Here is a 16,814-nt window from a genome sequence, read left to right as displayed (position 1 = left end):
AAAGAAAGAGACTGACTATGACTGATGAGAGAAAAAAATGGTACGTACTGCGTTCCGTTAGTGGAAAAGAAAATAAAGTCAAAGAGTATCTTGAATCAGAGATGAAGAAGACCGATCTGGGGAAGTACATTTCTCAGGTTCTCATCCCCACAGAAAAGACTTACTCAATACGCAACGGAAAGAAAGTGATGAAAGAACGCGCTTATCTTCCCGGCTATGTGCTTATTGAAGCGGAACTGACGGGTGAGGTAATTCACGAACTAAAGAATATCAATTATGTTGCCGGCTTTCTACCCAACACAACTGACCCCCAACCTTTGCGGGAGTCGGAAGTAAAACGGATCCTGGGAACGATGGACGAGTTGGAAGAAGCAGGCGATGAAATGGATATGAAATACTACGTGGGTGAAAGCGTGAAAGTGATCGGAGGTCCTTTCAGCAGTTTCTCCGGTGTGGTAGAAGAGGTGAATGAAGAGAGGAAGAAACTCAAGGTGATGGTGAAAATTTTCGGAAGAAAACAACTCCTCGAGTTGGGTTATATGCAAGTAGAGAAAGAATAATCAGATATTTGGTTACGCAGATTCTGTAAATTCTTTAAAGTGTTTCGAAAACCCCAATTTATTAAAATCAAAAAAATGGCTAAAGAAGTTGCCGGACAACTAAAATTACAAATCAAAGGAGGAGCTGCAAATCCATCTCCCCCGGTAGGGCCTGCGTTAGGTTCCAAAGGGATCAACATTATGGAGTTTTGCAAGCAATTCAATGCCAGAACTCAGGACAAAGCCGGAAAAGTGTTGCCAGTGGTGATCACTTATTATACCGACAAGTCTTTTGATTTTATTGTTAAAACTCCACCGGTTGCGATTCAGCTTTTAGAAGTCAGCAAACAAAAGGGCGGTTCAGCAGAACCTAACCGTAAGAAAATAGCGGAAGTTACCTGGGAACAGGTAAAGGCTATTGCCGAGGAAAAAATGCCCGATTTGAACTGCTTCACACTTGAATCAGCGATGCGGATGGTAGCCGGAACGGCTCGGAGCATGGGTATCGCAGTCAAAGGGGATTTCCCGGAAAATATTAATTAAAAACTTCAATTGAGACATGGGTAAACTGACAAAGAATCAAAAGTTGGCTTTAAGCAAGATTGAAGAGGGAAAGACCTATTCACTAAAAGAAGCCGCGGCACTGGTGAAGGAAATCACCACCACCAAGTTCGATGCTTCTGTGGATATCGATGTGCGCCTCGGCGTGGATCCGCGTAAAGCTAACCAGATGGTGAGAGGGGTTGTATCCCTTCCTCACGGAACAGGTAAACAAGTAAGAGTTCTCGTATTGTGCTCTCCAGAAGCTGAAGCCGCTGCCAAAGAGGCCGGCGCAGACTATGTGGGACTCGATGAATATATCGAAAAGATTAAAGGAGGTTGGACCGATGTGGATGTAATCATCACACAACCGCAGATCATGGGTAAGATTGGCGCCCTCGGCCGTATTTTAGGGCCAAGAGGACTGATGCCAAACCCCAAGAGCGGAACCGTTACCCCTGACGTGGCGAAAGCCGTGAATGAGGTAAAACAAGGGAAAATCGACTTTAAGGTAGACAAAGCCGGTATTATTCACACCTCTATTGGAAAAGTATCTTTCACGCCCGAACAAATTCGAGACAACGCAAAAGAATTTATCCAAACGTTGATCAAATTAAAACCGACTGCGGCAAAAGGTACCTATATCAAGAGTATTTATCTTTCCAGTACGATGAGTCCGGGTATTAAAGTGGACACGAAGTCGACGGATGAGTCTAACTAAAAAAGTGAGGGAATCGTATGAAAAAGGAAGATAAAAAACAGATAATAGAGCAGATAGCCGCTAATCTCCAGGAGTATGAAAACTTCTATCTTACCGACATCGCCACACTCAATGCGGCGAAGACGAGTAATTTAAGAAGGGAATGCTCCAAGCAGGGGATCAAGCTGGTAGTGGTGAAGAACACCTTATTGCAGAAAGCATTCGAATCGCTCGAAAGAGATTACAGCGAACTGTATCCCCTTTTGAAAGGGAACACAGCCATTATGTTCTCCAACGTAGCGAATACTCCTGCCAAGCTCATCGACAAGTATAAAGCCGATAAAATACCGGCTTTAAAAGGCGCTTACGTTCAGGAAAGTTTCTTCATCGGAGGAAACACTTTACAGGAACTGGTGAATATCAAGAGCAAGACAGAGTTACTCGGAGACGTGATCACATTATTGCAATCACCTGCAAAGAACGTCATTTCCGCACTTCAATCCGGTGGCAACACGATCCACGGGGTGTTAAAGACATTGTCGGAAAGATAACTATCCCGCGGGCAACTTGTTTTGCCGGACCAGATAGTCGACCAATCCAATCCACTAGACTATTTCTCCGCCCAGCATGATCAAAGCAAGCTTTGTTTCCGCATGTGCTCAACGAAATAGTGCAAAATTAATTTCACAACAAACAGAATTAGTAATCAATTAAACAAATACAACAATGGCAGACTTAAAAAAATTTGCTGAAGACCTGGTTAACCTGACAGTAAAAGAGGTTAATGAACTGGCTGAAATTTTAAAAACCGAATATGGTATTGAACCGGCAGCCGCGGCTGTTGCCGTTGCCGCGGGTCCTGCCGCAGCCGGAGAAGCTGTAGCTGAAGAAAAAACTGAATTCGATGTAATCCTTAAGAGCGCGGGCTCGGCAAAACTTGCTGTAGTTAAGGCTGTAAAGGAACTCACCGGACTTGGCTTGAAAGAAGCCAAAGATTTGGTGGACGGCGCTCCCAGCGAATTGAAAAAAGGTGTATCAAAAGACGAGGCAGACGCTTTGAAAAAACAACTTGAAGAGGCGGGAGCAGAAGTTGAACTTAAATAACATTTACCTAATTTAGGTTAATATGGTTAGGAATCTTCTACCTGAAGATTCTTAACCTTTTGTGTCAATATATAGTAGGTTCAAAAACTCACATCCATGTCTTCAAATAACGCCAATCAAAGAATCAATTTCGCGTCGATAAAAAATCCGCTTGAATTTCCCGATTTTCTGGAGGTACAGTTAAAATCGTTTCACGATTTCCTTCAACTCGACGCCCCCCCCGAAAGTAGAAAGAATGAAGGATTGTATAAGGTTTTCACGGAGAATTTCCCCATCGCGGATACCCGGAACAACTTCGTCCTTGAATTTTTAGATTACTATGTGGATCCTCCGCGCTATACCATCGACGAGTGCATAGACAGAGGGCTCACTTACAGTGTCCCGCTGAAGGCAAAGTTGTATCTCTATTGTACCGATCCCGACCACGAAGATTTCACTCCTGTCATTCAGGATGTATATCTCGGTACCATTCCCTATATGACCGAAAAGGGCACGTTCGTCATCAACGGCGCCGAGCGGGTAATTGTCTCACAATTGCACCGCTCTCCCGGCGTATTCTTCGGACAGAGCTTGCACGCGAACGGCACCGTGCTTTACTCAGCCCGTATCATTCCCTTCAAGGGTTCGTGGATTGAATTCGCTACGGACATCAACAATGTGATGTATGCCTATATCGACCGGAAAAAAAAATTACCGGTCACCACACTGCTTCGGGCCATAGGCTTCGAAAGCGACAAGGATATTCTTGAGATCTTTGACCTGGCTGAAGAGGTAAAAGTCAATAAGGCAAACCTCAAAAAAGTGCTGGGACGCAAGTTAGCTGCCCGCGTGCTGAAATCATGGATGGAAGATTTTGTCGATGAAGACACCGGTGAGGTAACCTCCATCGAAAGGAATGAGGTGATCATTGAACGTGAGACCGTCCTGGAACAGGGGCATATCGACGATATCATCGAATCGGGTGTCGCTTCTATCCTGTTGCACAAGGAAACGGCCAACACCTCCGACTATTCTATCATTTACAACACATTACAGAAAGACCCGAGTAATACGGAAATCGATGCCATCCGTCACATCTACCGTCAGCTCAGGAGCGCGGAGCCGGCTGATGACGCCAGCGCCCGGGAGGTAATCAACAATCTCTTTTTCTCGGAGAAAAGATATGACCTGGGCGACGTGGGCCGCTACAGGATCAACAAAAAACTGAATCTCGATATCGATGTCGATACACGTGTCCTCACCAAAGAAGACATGATTGAGATCATCAAATACCTTATCGAGCTTGTCAACTCCAAAGCCGTGGTGGACGATATCGACCACCTCAGCAACCGGCGTGTGCGCACGGTAGGGGAACAATTGTATACTCAGTTCGGCGTAGGTCTGAACCGCATGGCACGTATTATCCGTGAAAGAATGAATGTGCGTGACAACGAGGTTTTCACCCCGATAGACCTGATCAACGCGAAAACCATCTCGTCGGTCATCAATACGTTCTTCGGCACCAACGCGCTCTCGCAGTTCATGGACCAGACCAACCCGCTTGCTGAGATCACCCACAAACGCCGTCTCTCGGCGCTCGGACCGGGCGGACTTTCGCGTGAGCGCGCCGGATTCGAGGTACGCGACGTGCACTTCACCCACTACGGCCGTCTTTGTCCGATAGAAACACCTGAAGGACCGAATATCGGGCTTATCTCTTCGCTTTGCGTCTATGCGAAGATCAACGATCTGGGATTCATCGAAACTCCCTACCGCAAGGTAGAGAACGCGGTGGTGAACATCAACAACGACGAGGTCATCTATCTTGCCGCCGAGGAGGAAGAAGACAAGCTGATCGCACAGGGAAACGCGCCGCTTGACGACAAGGGGAGATTTATTAACCCGCGCGTGAAAGCAAGGCAGGATGCCGACTATCCCGTGATCGCCCCGGAACAGGTGGAACTGATGGATGTCTCTCCCATGCAGATTGCTTCTATCGCCGCCTCGTTAATTCCGTTCCTTGAACACGACGATGCCAACCGCGCGTTGATGGGATCGAACATGATGCGCCAGGCCGTTCCGTTGATGAGAACCGAATCGCCTATCGTGGGCACAGGTATTGAGGGTCAGGTTATCAAAGACTCCCGTACCCAGATCATGGCCGAAGGAAGCGGTGAAATACTCTATGTAGATGCCACTACCATCAAAATAAAATATGACCGGACTGAGGAGGAGGAATTCACCAGTTTCGAGGATGCCGTAAAAACTTACAACATTCCCAAATTCCGGAAGACCAATCAGAATACCACCGTCGACCTTCGTCCTGTATGCAAAGTGGGGCAAAAGGTGAAAGCGGGCCAAATCCTCACCGAAGGATACGCCACGCAAAACGGAGAACTGGCACTGGGAAGAAACCTGAAAGTGGCCTTCATGCCATGGAAAGGCTATAACTTCGAGGATGCTATTGTATTGAACGAACGGTTGGTAAGTGAAGACATCTTCACCTCTGTCCATGTGGAAGAATTCTCTCTTGAGGTGCGTGAAACCAAACGAGGGATGGAAGAACTCACTTCCGATATTCCCAACGTGAGTGAAGAGGCGACCAAAGATCTCGATGAAAGAGGGATCGTCCGCGTGGGAGCGCGCATCAAACCAGGAGATATCCTCATCGGTAAAATCACCCCTAAAGGGGAGTCTGACCCGTCACCCGAAGAAAAACTGCTCCGCGCCATCTTCGGTGACAAAGCCGGCGATGTGAAAGATGCCTCCCTGAAGGCATCCCCTTCACTCAAAGGGGTGGTCATTCATACGAACCTCTTCTCGAAAGCATCCAAGAAAGGAAAGACCAAACTTTCCAGCAAAGCGCTTCTTCCCAAACTCGACGAGGAGTACGAGCTCAAAATGGAAGAGTTGAAGAAATTGCTTATCAACAAGTTGCTCGCACTCACCGAAGGCAGGACCTCTGTGGGAGTGAAAGACTACACCAATATGGATATTGTTCCCAAAGGAGCAAAATTCACACACAAGGTGCTCGCTGAGATCGATTACCAATCGATCCAATTGAACAAATGGACGGCTGATGCCCAAAAGAACGAGCAGATCCGCACCACGGTCATCAACTATCTGCACCGTCACAAGGAACTGGATGCGGAATTGAAACGGAAACGTTTTGACTTTACCATTGGTGACGAGCTTCCTTCGGGAATCATGCAGATCGCCAAAGTATATGTGGCCAAAAAGCGGAAGATACAGGTAGGAGACAAAATGGCAGGGCGCCACGGCAACAAGGGGATAGTATCCAGGATTGTACGCCAGGAAGACATGCCTTTCCTTGCCGACGGGACACCTGTGGATATCGTACTCAACCCGCTGGGCGTGCCTTCACGTATGAACCTCGGGCAGATATTCGAGACCGTCCTTGGATGGGCCGGACAGGAACTGGGGGTGAAATTCGCCACTCCCATCTTCGACGGAGCGTCGCTCGAGGACCTGAACACCTGGACAGATAGGGCCAAGGTGCCGGCATACGGCAAGAGCTATCTCTATGACGGTGGTACCGGTGAGCGTTTCGACCAACCCGCAACCGTGGGTATCATCTACATGCTCAAACTCGGCCACATGGTGGAAGACAAGATGCATGCCCGTTCCATTGGTCCCTACTCGCTTATCACGCAACAGCCGTTGGGCGGTAAGGCGCAGTTCGGGGGTCAACGTTTCGGAGAGATGGAGGTTTGGGCGCTCGAGGCATTCGGCGCGGCACATATCCTTCAGGAAATACTCACCGTCAAATCAGACGATGTGGTAGGCCGCTCCAAAGCATATGAAGCCATCGTGAAAGGTGAGCCGATGCCACAGACCGGGATCCCCGAATCATTGAACGTCTTGCTTCACGAGTTGAAAGGACTGGGCCTTAACGTCAGTCTCGACTGATCAACAATAATTTAATGTCCCGACACGCATCATGCTCACAACAACTGTAACCATTGGCATTGCTTGTCCCGATTTGTCGGGATCGCCACATTGGCACATTGGCACATTGAATTATTAGCAAATTAAACAAAATAACTCTTTATACTGATTAGTATATGGCATTTAGAAAAGAGAACAAAATAAAGAGTAACTTCTCAAAAATCACGATTGGGCTGGCCTCGCCCGAACAGGTTCTGGAAAACTCTTTCGGCGAAGTGTTGAAACCCGAGACCATCAACTATCGCACCTACAAACCCGAACGTGACGGTTTGTTCTGCGAGCGGATCTTCGGACCGGTAAAAGATTACGAATGTCACTGCGGAAAATACAAACGCATCCGCTATAAAGGCATTGTCTGCGACCGGTGCGGGGTGGAAGTGACTGAGAAGAAAGTGCGCCGCGAACGTACCGGACATATCCACCTGGTGGTTCCGGTGGCTCACATCTGGTATTTCAGGTCACTTCCCAACAAGATAGGATACCTACTGGGAATCCCGACCAAGAAACTGGACTCCATTATCTATTATGAAAGATATGTGGTGATCCAACCCGGGGCGCTGGAAGGTCAGGTGGCCGAGAGAGACCTCCTCACCGAGGATGAATACCTCCAGTTGCTCGACACGCTGCCCAAGGAAAACCAATTGCTCGAAGAGAGCGACCCCAACAAGTTCATCGCGAAGATGGGGGCGGAGGCTATCCTCCAACTTCTGGAAAGGATCAACCTTGACAAGCTGGCTCACCAGTTGCGTCACCGCGCAAGCACTGACACCTCGCAACAGCGCAAAAATGAGGCGTTGAAGCAACTGCAGGTAGTAGAAGCTTTCCGCGGATCGAAAAACATCAACAAACCGGAATGGATGATCATGAAAGTGATCCCCGTTATTCCGCCCGATCTGCGTCCGTTAGTGCCGCTGGATGGGGGACGTTTCGCCACTTCCGACCTGAACGACCTCTATCGCCGTGTGATTATCCGCAACAACCGTCTGAAACGTCTTATCGACATCAAAGCGCCCGATGTGATCCTGCGGAACGAAAAGCGTATGTTGCAGGAAGCGGTGGACTCGCTGTTCGACAACTCACGCAAATCGAGTGCCATCAAAACCGAATCAAACCGTCCGTTGAAATCTCTTTCCGACAGTTTGAAGGGGAAACAGGGACGATTCCGTCAGAACCTGCTCGGAAAACGTGTGGACTATTCCGCCCGTTCGGTAATCGTCGTAGGCCCCGAACTCAAAATGCACGAATGCGGACTGCCCAAAGACATGGCGGCCGAACTCTATAAACCGTTTATCATCCGCAAGCTCATCGAGAGGGGTATTGTCAAGACGGTAAAATCTGCCAAGAAGATCGTCGACAGAAAAGAGCCGGTGGTATATGATATCCTTGAGTATGTGATGAAAGGTCACCCGGTACTGCTGAACCGTGCCCCCACCCTCCACCGTCTGGGTATCCAGGCATTCCAGCCCAAGCTGATCGAGGGGAAAGCCATTCAGTTGCACCCGCTCGCATGTACCGCCTTCAATGCCGACTTCGACGGCGACCAGATGGCAGTCCATTTGCCGCTCGGCAACGAGGCTATCCTCGAGGCGCAATTGCTGATGCTGGCCTCCCACAACATCCTCAACCCCGCCAACGGGGCCCCCATCACCGTTCCTTCACAGGACATGGTTCTCGGATTGTACTATATTACCAAGATCCGTCCCGGCGCCAAAGGGGAAGGCATGACCTTCTACGGGGAAGAGGAAGCTATCATTGCTTACAACGAAGGCAAAGTAGATGTGCACGCTTTGGTGAAAGTGATCGTGGATGACATCGATGAAGAAGGCAATCCGATCCGCAAGATGCACGAAACGAGCGTGGGACGCGTGATCACCAATGAAGCCATCCCTAAAGAAGTAGGATATATCAACGAACTGCTTTCCAAGAAATCGCTCCGCGACATCATCGGTAAAGTGATCAAGACCTGCGGGGTAGCCCGTACAGCGCAGTATCTCGACGATATCAAGGACCTGGGTTATTACATGGCATTCAAGGGCGGACTCTCGTTCAACCTCGAAGACGTGATCATCCCTGCCGAAAAAGAGACGCTTATCGCCGAGGGATATGCCGAAGTGGAGCAGATCATGGATAACTACAATATGGGTTTCATCACCTACAACGAACGTTACAACCAGATCATCGACACCTGGACGCATATCAACTCCAAGCTTTCGAATATCCTGATGAAACAACTTGCCGAAGACGACCAGGGATTCAACTCGGTATATATGATGCTCGACTCGGGCGCCCGCGGTTCGCGCGAACAGATCCGGCAGCTGTCGGGTATGCGCGGATTGATGGCGAAACCGCAAAAGAGCGGTGCTGAAGGAGCGCAGATCATCGAGAACCCCATCCTGGCGAACTTCAAAGAGGGATTGTCGGTGCTCGAGTACTTCATCTCCACCCACGGTGCCCGCAAGGGTCTTGCCGATACCGCGTTGAAAACGGCCGATGCCGGGTATCTCACCCGCCGTCTGGTAGACGTATCGCAGGATGTGATCATCACCGAAGAAGACTGTGGCACCTTGCGTGGCCTGGTTGCCACCGCCATCAAGAACAACGACGAGGTGATCGCCTCGCTCTATGAACGCATCCTGGGGCGCGTGTCGGTACACGATGTGCAACATCCCAACACAGGAGAAATCATTGTGAACGCGGGAGAAGAGATCACTGAAGATATAGCCAAGAAAATTGAGGAATCGCCCATTGAACGGGTGGAGATCCGTTCGGTGCTCACGTGCGAATCATCGCACGGTGTCTGTGCCAAATGTTACGGCAGGAATCTTGCTACCGGAAGAATGGTGCAACGGGGCGAAGCAGTAGGAGTTATCGCCGCCCAGTCCATCGGCGAACCGGGAACACAGCTTACGCTGCGCACGTTCCACGTGGGAGGTATCGCCTCCAACATCGCCACCGAGAACAGCATCGTCACCAAATACGACGGCACGCTCGAATTCGACGAGCTCCGCTACGTGGAGACCACCGACGCCGAAGGCAAGCCCTACAAGGTGGTGGTAAGCCGGTTGGTGGAAATGCGCATCATAGATCCCAACACTAAGATCGTGCTGTTAGCACATAACGTTCCCTATGGCTCGAAGCTTTATTTCAACCAGGGCGACAAAGTGAAGAAAGGCGACCTGATCTGCGAATGGGACCCGTTCAACGCGGTCATCGTTTCCGAAGCGTCCGGAAAAATCCGGTTCGAAAATTTCACCGAGAATATCACCTACAAAGTCGAGTCCGACGAACAGACCGGCTTGAAGGAGAAAGTGATCATTGAATCGCGCGATAAAACCAAAGCGCCTTCGGCACATATCGCGGATGAGAACGACGATATCCTGCGTACCTACACCCTGCCGCTCGGATCTCACATCGTGAAGAACGAGAACGACGATATCAAAGCGGGGGATGTGTTGGTGAAGATACCGCGTGCCGTTGGTAAAGCCGGTGATATCACGGGAGGTCTGCCGCGTGTGACCGAGCTGTTCGAAGCCCGTAACCCGTCGAATCCGGCGGTAGTGGCCGAGATCGACGGCGAGATATCGTTCGGTAAGATCAAACGGGGTAACCAGGAGATTTCCGTCACCTCCAAAACAGGAGAGACAAAGAAATACATGGTGCCGCTCTCCAAGCAGATACTGGTACAGGAAAACGACTATGTACGCGCGGGGATGCCGCTCTCCGACGGAGCTATCACCCCATCCGACATTCTGGCCATCAAGGGGCCGACTGCCGTGCAGGAATATATCGTAAATGAGGTACAGGACGTGTACCGTCTGCAAGGCGTGAAGATCAACGACAAACACTTCGAAGTGATTGTACGCCAGATGATGCGCAAGGTGGAAGTGGTGGATCCGGGAGACACCCGCTTCCTCGAACAACAACTCGTCGACAAGAGCGAGATGATGGAAGAGAACGACCGCATCTGGGGCAAGAAAGTGATTGTCAGCGCCGGCGACTCGCAATTGTTCGAACCGGGACAGATCGTCACCGCCCGCAAGTTGCGCGACGAGAACAGCTCGCTGAAGCGTCGCGACCTGAAACCGGTGGAGGCACGCGATGCCGTTCCCGCCACCGCCAACCAGGTGTTGCAGGGAATCACGCGCGCCGCGCTCCAGACGACCAGCTTCATGTCGGCCGCTTCCTTCCAGGAAACCACCAAGGTATTGAACGACGCCGCCATCAACGGCAAGACCGATACCCTCGAAGGCTTGAAGGAGAACGTGATCTGCGGCCATCTTATCCCCGCCGGAACCGGCCAGAGGGAATTCGACAAACTGGTAGTCGGCTCACGCGAAGACTTCGAAAAGCTGAACGCCAACAAACGTGTAAACCTGTTCCAGGAGGCCACGGAATAAACACCTCTTCGGAAACAATCAAATAAAACCCGTACCGGAATTTCCGGCACGGGTTTTTATTTGATTCATTTGTTTGCTACGTAATATATAATTATACTTGCACGTAACAAATAGTATGAAATATGACTACTAAACTAACATTAAACATTGATAAGGATATCATTGAATATGCGAGATCATACGCCAAAGAAAATAATGTGAGTTTATCCAAGCTCATCTCCAAATTTATTGAAGTAATGGGGGTACGCTTTGGAGAGTGACGAAGATAAAAATGGCCTTACTGCCCGGTCGATTTTTTCAGGTATTCATAAATTGCCTGCTGCGCGCGCACAGGGGAGGCATCCTCCGGCTTCACATCCCGTTTGAACATGTTTTGTAGGTTCTCGTCGATCCACGCCGCGCTCTGGTTGTCGGCTAGTTGTATTTTCAGTATGTCGATGATCTGCCGCTTCAGCGGCTGGGTATAAATGGGAAAGGCCACCTCGATGCGGCGGTGCAGGTTACGCCGCATCCAGTCGGCCGACGTCAGGTAAATATCCTCCTCGCCCCCATTGAAGAAATACCAGACCCGCGAATGCTCCAGATAGGCGTCCACGATACGGGTCACGGTGATATTTTTGCTGAAGGGCTGTCCCGGCACCAGGCAGCAGATACCGCGTATAATCAGGTCGATCTTCACCCCCGCCTCGCTGGCGCGGTAAAGCGCATTGATCATCCCCTTGTCCTCCAGGCTGTTCATCTTTAAGATGATATGCCCTGTGCCTCCACTTTTCTCATGTTCGATCTCCCGTTCAATCAACCGCTGGATTTCGGGAAGCATATTGAACTGCGTCACCAACAAATGCTTGAAGGTACGCATGTGGGGTTTTCCCTCCAACACACGGAATACTTCGTCGATATCTTTGATAAACTCTTTATTCGAAGTAAGCAACCCCTTGTCGGAATAGATACGGGCCGTTTTTTCATTGAAATTGCCTGTCCCCAGGTAAGCGTAACCTTTGATAGGATCATCCGGGTCGTTACTACGCTTGCGCACATAAGCCAGCTTGGCATGCACCTTCAGCCCCGGCAGGCTGTAAATGATCTTCACCCCTGCCTGCTGCATCAGTTCGGAGGTAAGGAAATTATTCATCTCATCGAAGCGGGCTTTTAGTTCGACAAAGACCGTCACCCTTTTCCCGTTCTTCGCCGCGCTGATCAGGCTGTTGATGACTGCCGAGTTCTCCGCCACCCGATATTGGGTCACTTTGATCTCCAGCACCTTCGGATCGAAAGCCGCCTGTAAGAGGAATCGCAGCAGATAGTCGAACGACTGGTAGGGAAAATGCAGCAGCACATCCTGTTTCCGCAGTACCCTCAGCAGAGAGTTGTTGGCTTCCAATTCCGGCACCCTGAGGGGTGGAGGTAATTGTTGTCTGAGTGAGTCACCCACCGGATTGGGTAGTTTCGCAAGATCGGCTCTGTTCAAATAACGGCCGGAAGGAAGCATTTCCTCCTCTTCGATCTCGTATACGTCACGGAGATATCGCAGAAAATAATCCGGTATATTTTTATCATACTGGAAACGGGTAACCGCCCCTATCTTACGTTTACGCACCTTGCGCAGGATCTCTTCGGCAATATCTTTCCTGTCTTCATCTTCCAATGAGAAGTCGGCATCACGTGAAATCTTGATGCTGAAGCAATCCACAATTTCATATCCGGGAAATACACTCCGCATATTCGCTTTGATCACATCATCGATAAACATGATATAATGATTGCCTTCATACGAGGGAAGTTGAATAAACCGGGGAATTTTGGTATAGGGGATCTTCATCATGGCATAGGTATATCCCAGCTTGTCAGACTTTTTCTTCTTTTTCAGGAGACTGATCACCTGGTAGATGCGGGCATCCTGAATGAACGAATGAATATCATCCTTCTGAATGATCATGGGCTGCAAATAGGGAAATACCTCTTCGTTAAAATACTTCTTCACATATTCCTGATGGAACGGCTCCACCTTGTCGGTTTGATATAATATGATACCGTTGCGCTTGAGTTCCGGCAGGATCATCTTATTGAAGATATCATCATACTCCTTCTCCTGGGCAGTGACTTCCCTGTTGATCCGCACGAGAGTTTTCTTCGCCTCCTCTACAGATTCATCCCGGTCTATGCTTTCCAGCAGAGAACTATGGTATCCTGAAACACGTATTTTATAAAATTCCTCGAGATTGGAAGAATAGATGGAGAGAAATTTGATGCGCTCATACACCGGCAACCGTTCGTCTTTCGCTTCCAGCAATACGCGGTAGTTGAATGACAACCAGCTGATATCACGTTTGAAATAAGAGTATTGATGATTTCCCATTATAGCCGACTTTATTTACACATTAAACCTCAAAAATACAAAGTTTGTTCGAATAAACCCTCTTTGAAGACTCATCTTCGCCGTTTTAGATCCAAAGCCTGAAGTAAAGCCCTTTTACTTCGGATTTCTTTGTGCGAAAAAATTTATCTTTGTATTAAACCGATAAAAAAGAGTTCAAGCGTATGAAAAAAATCGGCCTGCTTTCCGATACTCATAACCATTGGGATGAGAAATTCGAGACGTACTTTACCTCCTGCGACGAGATATGGCACGCGGGCGACATCGGCTCCGCGGCACTGGCCCAACGGTTCGAAGCATTAAAGCCTTTTCGGGCAGTGTATGGTAATATCGACGATGCGGTAGTCCGCAGCGCCTATCCGCACACCTTGCGATTCATGTTGGAGAAGGTGGACGTAATGATCACCCATATAGGGGGATATCCCGGTCGCTACCATCCCGGCGTCCTGTCACAATTACGGGCAAACCCTCCGAAACTGTTTATTGCCGGGCACTCCCATATTCTCAAAGTGATGTACGATAAGAAACTGGAATGTCTCTACATGAATCCCGGCGCTGCCGGCAAGTACGGGTTTCACCAGGTGCGTACCCTTCTCCGTTTTGTATTGGACGACGGCGATATCAGAGATCTGGAAGTGATCGAGATAGGGAAACCGGAGTAGAGGGAGTGGAGGGAGTGGAAAGGCGGAAAGGTGAAGAGGTGGAAAAGGGGAAAAGTGAAAAGTGAAAAGGGGAAAAGATGGAGAGGTGGAGAGGTGGAGAGGTGGAAAGGTGGAGAGGTGGAAAGATGGGAAAAGAAACTAAAACAGTCCGGGAAACCGTGACAGGATGCTCTCCCCTGCTCCCAGCAACATCAGTATGATTCCTACGCTCCGGTTAAGAATTACCAATCCTCTCCGGTTAAAATGTTTGCGTAACCGGGCAACCAAAGTGGTGAGAAAGAACCACCATATAAATGTGGCAGCGGTAAACGCGGCCAACCCGGCGGCAAAAAAACTTGATATTTCTTATTTTCCACGAATGGAAGAAGAAGATGTCAATATGATTCCGTTACTCAATTCGATTTCAACTTCTGTATAATTTCCATTCGAGAAGCTTTCCTTGTCAATTCCGTCAAAAATAAAATGAGCTTCAGCAAACACAAGGGGATTATAGGACAAGTATTCTTTTATGGTTGTTCCTATCTTAATTTTGCCTAACAGTTTTTTCTCAGAATCGATGATAATATTTTCTCCTACTTCCGAGTGGGAGTTTGGATTGCTGACATAAAAGAAACGTGCCTGGTCTGTTATATCAGATATGAATGAACCGTTCTTATCATACATGGTGATGCGAATAGACTTGCAAGCCTCTGTTCTGTATTCTACATGAATAGGCACATCGCCAGTGTACTTGTCATTATCAGGATCAAGAAAGTTTGCAAGTTGCAGCTCAATCGCCTTGTCTCCATCGATGGAATAGTGGTGAGGTGTGGAATAGCCTGGTTGTACTTTGAGAGCACTTGTTACAAAGATATGTAAATCTGCGCATGTGGTGTCAATGATGCTTGGCAAATAATCATTGTGATAGGCTATTAAACTCTCAGCCGGCCGATGAATGTAATTCAAGTGCCATCCATGATTTCCAACTATTGTATCGTTTTCGCCGCTGCAGGACATCACTAATATCGCTGTAAACAAATAAATAAAAATTCTACCTGAAGTCATAATGAATTTTCTTATCGTATTTATATTCTCTATCCAAATATGTCCATGTTGCGTCCGGATAACTGCTGAAAAGACCATTGTCGTTATCTCCATCATATCCCCAATCCTTGCCCCCATTTTGTGGATATCAAAGGAGGTATCACTAGGTTAGAAGTCTCACGATCAAAGTAAGTATAAGACACAACAGCCCATTTGTATGTAACCGATTTTGTCGTTTCCAAGTCAACTTTTGACTTATTCGGAGAGATTTTCGACCACAATTTTGTGTATTCGTTTTCTGTGACCTTATTGTTTGTTTTAATAGATAGAGTATCACCCGATTGGATAACTCTGAGTGCATCAGCGTAGCTGTCTATCCACGTCATTAAATTTTCATTGGTAGAGGATTTTAAAAGCATTCCTTCATCAGATTCTGCAATGATTGGATTTATTCGTTTGTCTCCTGCAATAATAGTCCATCCTTTGTTGTGATTGACTATATACAGGAGCGTGTCACTATTTACCTCGAACGCCTCAATTTTTGAACGCTCATTATATTGGAGCGCCTTTAAAAGATTCTTTGCGTCATCCAAGGTTACTTTATACAGAGTTTCATCTTGATTGGACAGATTTGTTATTTTCTTATCCGAATCGCCAATAGATATATCTCTTTCCATATCATGAGTATATAGCAGATTATCCATCTTACTACAACTTGTAAACGAACTCTGTAATAAAATTGCTAACAAAAAAGCAAGTCCGATTGGTGATAGGTTTTTTTTCATGTGGTATGTTTTTTAGATTTTCCACGAAATTAAAACAGAAAAAGCAAAATTCCAAATAAATTATGTTATTTATCCATAAAAAGCAGCGATTAAAGTTATTTTATGTTAGAATCCGTTTTGAATTTTTTCATCCATTGTTTTTTAGCAATTTTTTGATGGATTTGGGTTTTCATTTATTGAAATGTGGCGGGCCACTTAAAAGAAAGAAAGCATGCCATTAAGAGAGTCGGGAAGAGTGTGGATAAGGTACTAAGTATAGCAAAAGCCATTACCACGCTAAAAATCAAACTCCCGAAAAGTGGAGAGACAATGAGTAGAAGAACTATGCTGATAACGCCAAGACACAAATCTATAGACCAACTTTTTGATGAGGATTTTTGGACGAATTATTAGGGTGTCCCTGTGTCGAAGTCAGGAAAAAGGGTTTACAGATATTCTTACAACCCGTGAACTGTTTAATTCACGAAACAAGACAAAATAGTAGTTGAAAGAATAATTATCATTTCTAAAAATAAAAACCAATAATAAAAGGGTTGCATATAAAGGGTTAAAACAGTCCGGGAAACCGTGACAGGATGCTCTCGCCTGCTCCCAGCAACATCAGTATGATTCCTACGCTCCGGTTAAGAATTACCAATCCTCTCCGGTTAAAATGTTTGCGTAACCGGGCAACCAAAGTGGTGAGAAAGAACCACCATATAAATGTGGCAGCGGTAAACGCGGCCAACCCGGCGGCAAAAAA

The 16,814-nt window shown here is 47.7% G+C and carries 13 protein-coding genes and 1 pseudogene; 10 read left to right on the top strand and 4 right to left on the bottom strand.

Going from position 1 to position 16,814, the window contains the following annotated elements; genetic code table 11:
- Positions 1-17: 17 nt before the first annotated feature.
- The 8 genes from nusG (at position 18) to D7D25_RS18260 (ending at position 11,488) form a co-directional block, all read left to right on the top strand.
- Positions 18-560: a transcription termination/antitermination protein NusG gene (gene nusG / locus D7D25_RS08030; protein WP_019538912.1), complete on the top strand. Its 543-nt coding sequence runs from the start codon at positions 18-20 to the stop codon at positions 558-560.
- Between the two features lie 75 nt (positions 561-635).
- A complete protein-coding gene (gene rplK / locus D7D25_RS08025) occupies positions 636-1,082 on the top strand; it encodes a 50S ribosomal protein L11 (RefSeq protein WP_122968463.1) in 447 nt (148 codons plus the stop codon).
- 16 nt (positions 1,083-1,098) lie between these two features.
- Positions 1,099-1,800, top strand: a complete 702-nt coding sequence (gene rplA, locus D7D25_RS08020; protein ID WP_122968462.1) for a 50S ribosomal protein L1 — start codon at positions 1,099-1,101, stop codon at positions 1,798-1,800.
- Positions 1,801-1,817: 17 nt separating this feature from the next.
- On the top strand, positions 1,818-2,330 hold the full coding sequence (rplJ, locus tag D7D25_RS08015) for a 50S ribosomal protein L10 (RefSeq protein ID WP_122968461.1): 513 nt from the start codon (positions 1,818-1,820) through the stop codon (positions 2,328-2,330).
- Positions 2,331-2,505: 175 nt separating this feature from the next.
- A complete protein-coding gene (gene rplL / locus D7D25_RS08010; RefSeq protein ID WP_019538916.1) occupies positions 2,506-2,883 on the top strand; it encodes a 50S ribosomal protein L7/L12 in 378 nt (125 codons plus the stop codon).
- A gap of 96 nt (positions 2,884-2,979) precedes the next feature.
- Positions 2,980-6,792 carry a DNA-directed RNA polymerase subunit beta gene (gene rpoB / locus D7D25_RS08005; RefSeq protein WP_122968460.1) on the top strand — a complete coding sequence of 1,271 codons (3,813 nt, stop codon included), beginning with the start codon at positions 2,980-2,982 and terminating at the stop codon, positions 6,790-6,792.
- 155 nt (positions 6,793-6,947) lie between these two features.
- Positions 6,948-11,228, top strand: a complete 4,281-nt coding sequence (gene rpoC, locus D7D25_RS08000) for a DNA-directed RNA polymerase subunit beta' (RefSeq protein WP_122968459.1) — start codon at positions 6,948-6,950, stop codon at positions 11,226-11,228.
- Between the two features lie 122 nt (positions 11,229-11,350).
- Complete coding sequence (locus tag D7D25_RS18260; protein WP_221407979.1) at positions 11,351-11,488, top strand: DUF6364 family protein; 138 nt, start codon at positions 11,351-11,353, stop codon at positions 11,486-11,488.
- Positions 11,489-11,505: 17 nt separating this feature from the next.
- Here D7D25_RS18260 and ppk1 read toward each other — a convergent pair whose 3' ends face one another.
- A complete protein-coding gene (gene ppk1 / locus D7D25_RS07995; protein WP_122968458.1) occupies positions 11,506-13,584 on the bottom strand; it encodes a polyphosphate kinase 1 in 2,079 nt (692 codons plus the stop codon).
- A gap of 182 nt (positions 13,585-13,766) precedes the next feature.
- Here ppk1 and D7D25_RS07990 point away from each other — a divergent pair, with 182 nt between their 5' ends.
- Both D7D25_RS07990 and D7D25_RS18490 read left to right on the top strand, forming a co-directional pair.
- The gene (locus D7D25_RS07990; protein WP_122968457.1) at positions 13,767-14,264 is read left to right on the top strand and encodes a metallophosphoesterase; all 498 of its coding nucleotides are present in this window, start codon (positions 13,767-13,769) and stop codon (positions 14,262-14,264) included.
- A 30-nt stretch (positions 14,265-14,294) separates the two neighbouring features.
- Positions 14,295-14,426, top strand: coding sequence for a hypothetical protein (locus D7D25_RS18490; RefSeq protein ID WP_255417234.1), 132 nt, complete (start codon positions 14,295-14,297; stop codon positions 14,424-14,426).
- Between the two features lie 183 nt (positions 14,427-14,609).
- Here the strand turns inward: D7D25_RS18490 and D7D25_RS07980 are convergent, their stop codons facing one another.
- The 3 genes and pseudogenes from D7D25_RS07980 to D7D25_RS17980 all read right to left on the bottom strand — a co-directional run.
- The gene (locus D7D25_RS07980; protein ID WP_122968455.1) at positions 14,610-15,404 is read right to left on the bottom strand and encodes a hypothetical protein; all 795 of its coding nucleotides are present in this window, start codon (positions 15,402-15,404) and stop codon (positions 14,610-14,612) included.
- Positions 15,401-16,072, bottom strand: a complete 672-nt coding sequence (locus D7D25_RS07975) for a Spi family protease inhibitor (protein WP_122968454.1) — start codon at positions 16,070-16,072, stop codon at positions 15,401-15,403. The genes D7D25_RS07980 and D7D25_RS07975 overlap by 4 nt, the downstream gene beginning before the upstream one ends.
- 547 nt (positions 16,073-16,619) lie before the next feature.
- Positions 16,620-16,814 (bottom strand): annotated as a pseudogene (locus D7D25_RS17980) (hypothetical protein); the annotation flags it as partial.

The organism is Proteiniphilum sp. X52 (genome assembly GCF_003712195.1).
In the GTDB taxonomy this organism is placed as follows: Bacteria; Bacteroidota; Bacteroidia; order Bacteroidales; family Dysgonomonadaceae; genus Proteiniphilum.
This window is presented reverse-complemented; position numbering and strand designations above follow the sequence as displayed.